The sequence below is a fragment of the Saccharothrix hoggarensis genome (assembly GCF_042678885.1).
In the GTDB taxonomy this organism is placed as follows: Bacteria; Actinomycetota; Actinomycetes; order Mycobacteriales; family Pseudonocardiaceae; genus Actinosynnema; species Actinosynnema hoggarensis.
Genome location: NZ_JBHTLK010000463.1, coordinates 1 through 1,703, shown reverse-complemented (window position 1 = coordinate 1,703; position 1,703 = coordinate 1). Strand labels below are relative to the sequence as shown.

The following is a 1,703-nucleotide window of genomic DNA, read 5'->3' as shown; positions in this document are numbered from 1 at the left end:
CGGTCCCGGCACCCCGGCAGGGCCACCCCGCACGCGGCCAGCACCGACGCCGCCGCGCCGCCCTCGCCGACCAACCCCAGCAGCAGGTGCTCGGTGCCGATGGCGGTGTGGCGGAACCGCCGCGCCTCCTGGAGGGCCGCCACGGACACCCGCCGCGCGCGGTCGGTGAACCGCGAGTTGACCCCGTGGGGGTTGCCCCTGTCGGACACCGGTGCCCTCCGTGCGCTCAGGCTGCGGTCGGACGACCACAAACCACTCCATCGCACCGAGTTTCCGGGTGTTACCGGAATTTGTCAGCAGCGGCCCTCCTCGCCGCGGTCATGGCGTCGCTCCCGCCGTGCGCGGTCTCCTGGACGAGGACGAGCTCGGCGTCCGGCCAGGCGTGGGCGAGTTCGAACGGCGTGCCGATCAGGTTGCCCAGATCGAGCGCCCCTTGAACGATCACGCCGGGGATGCCCGCGAGCTTCCACGCCTCCTCCAGCACGATCCCCTCCGGCAGCCACGACCCGTGCGCCCAGTAGTGGGTGACGAGCCGGGCGAACGCGAGCCCGGCCTCCGGCCGGTCGAAGCGGAACGCGCCGGTGGTCAGCGGCTGCAGGGCGTCCTCCCACGCGCACCACTCGGCGGCCGCCCGCAGGTGCACCGCCGGGTCGGGGGACAGCAGCAGGTCGAGGTACCCGGCGGCGGGGTCGCCGGACGGCGCCAGTTCGCGGAACCGGGCGTACGCCTCCGGGAACATCGGGGCCAACCCGGTGGTCAGCAGGTCGGTCTCGGTCCGCCGCCCCGTCGCCACGCCCGCGTGCACCATCTCCGACACGCGGTGCGGGAACCGCTCGGCGTACACGAGGCCGAGCACCGACCCCCACGACGCGGCGAACACCAGCCACCGGTCGATGCCCAGGAACTCCCGCAGCCGTTCCAGGTCGTCGACGAGGTGGTCGGTGGTGTTGGTCGACAGGTCGACCGCGGGCGCGCCGGCGTGGGGCGTGCTGCGGCCGCACCCGCGCTGGTCGAACAGCACCACCCGGTACGCCTCCGGGTCGAAGTACCGGCGGACCCGCGGCGTGCAGCCGGACCCCGGCCCGCCGTGCAGCACCACGGCGGGCTTGCCGTCCGGGTTGCCGCAGACCTCCCAGTACAGGAGGTGCCCGTCGCCGACGTCCAGCATGCCGTGGTCGTACGGCTCGATCTCCGGGTACAGCAGCACGATCTACCCCCTCGGTGAGATACAACAGTGCTGTTATATTAGCGCTGCAGCAGCTCCGGCGTCACCGGGGGGAACATCGACCGCACGTCCGTGCCGCCCATCCACAGGCCGATGGCGAACACCGTCGCCGCCTCCAGCAGCTCGGCCCGCGCCAGCGGCCCGGCGTCCACGGGCGCGCACCCGATCGACCGCACCAGCGCCCGCACGACGTCCAGCGCCGCCGGGGAGTCGCCGCACAGCGGCACCCCGAGCGGACGGCCCTCGAACGTCAGCGACGGCAGCCGCCACACGTCCACGTGGCACAGGTTGAACGCCTTCACCACGTGCGCGCCCGACGCCTCGGCGAGCCGTGCGGCGGCCCGCGGCTCGTCCAGCACGAACCGGCCGGGCGCCACCGAGTTCGTGCAGTCGATCACCACCCGGCCCGGCGCGGACCCGACCGCGTCCACCGCGGCGTCCGCCGGCACGGCCGCGAGCACCGCGTCACCAAACTCCA

3 protein-coding genes are annotated in these 1,703 nt (G+C 74.0%); all 3 read right to left on the bottom strand.

What is annotated here, in order from left to right; translation table 11 throughout:
• Positions 1-209: Clp protease N-terminal domain-containing protein (locus ACFQ3T_RS36430; RefSeq protein WP_380730695.1), on the bottom strand; the 209-nt coding region annotated here is incomplete at its 3' end.
• A 71-nt stretch (positions 210-280) separates the two neighbouring features.
• Positions 281-1,204, bottom strand: a complete 924-nt coding sequence (pip, locus tag ACFQ3T_RS36425) for a prolyl aminopeptidase (protein ID WP_380730697.1) — start codon at positions 1,202-1,204, stop codon at positions 281-283.
• A gap of 41 nt (positions 1,205-1,245) precedes the next feature.
• Positions 1,246-1,703 (bottom strand): NADPH-dependent F420 reductase (locus ACFQ3T_RS36420; protein WP_380730693.1); only part of this gene is annotated, 458 nt, incomplete at its 5' end.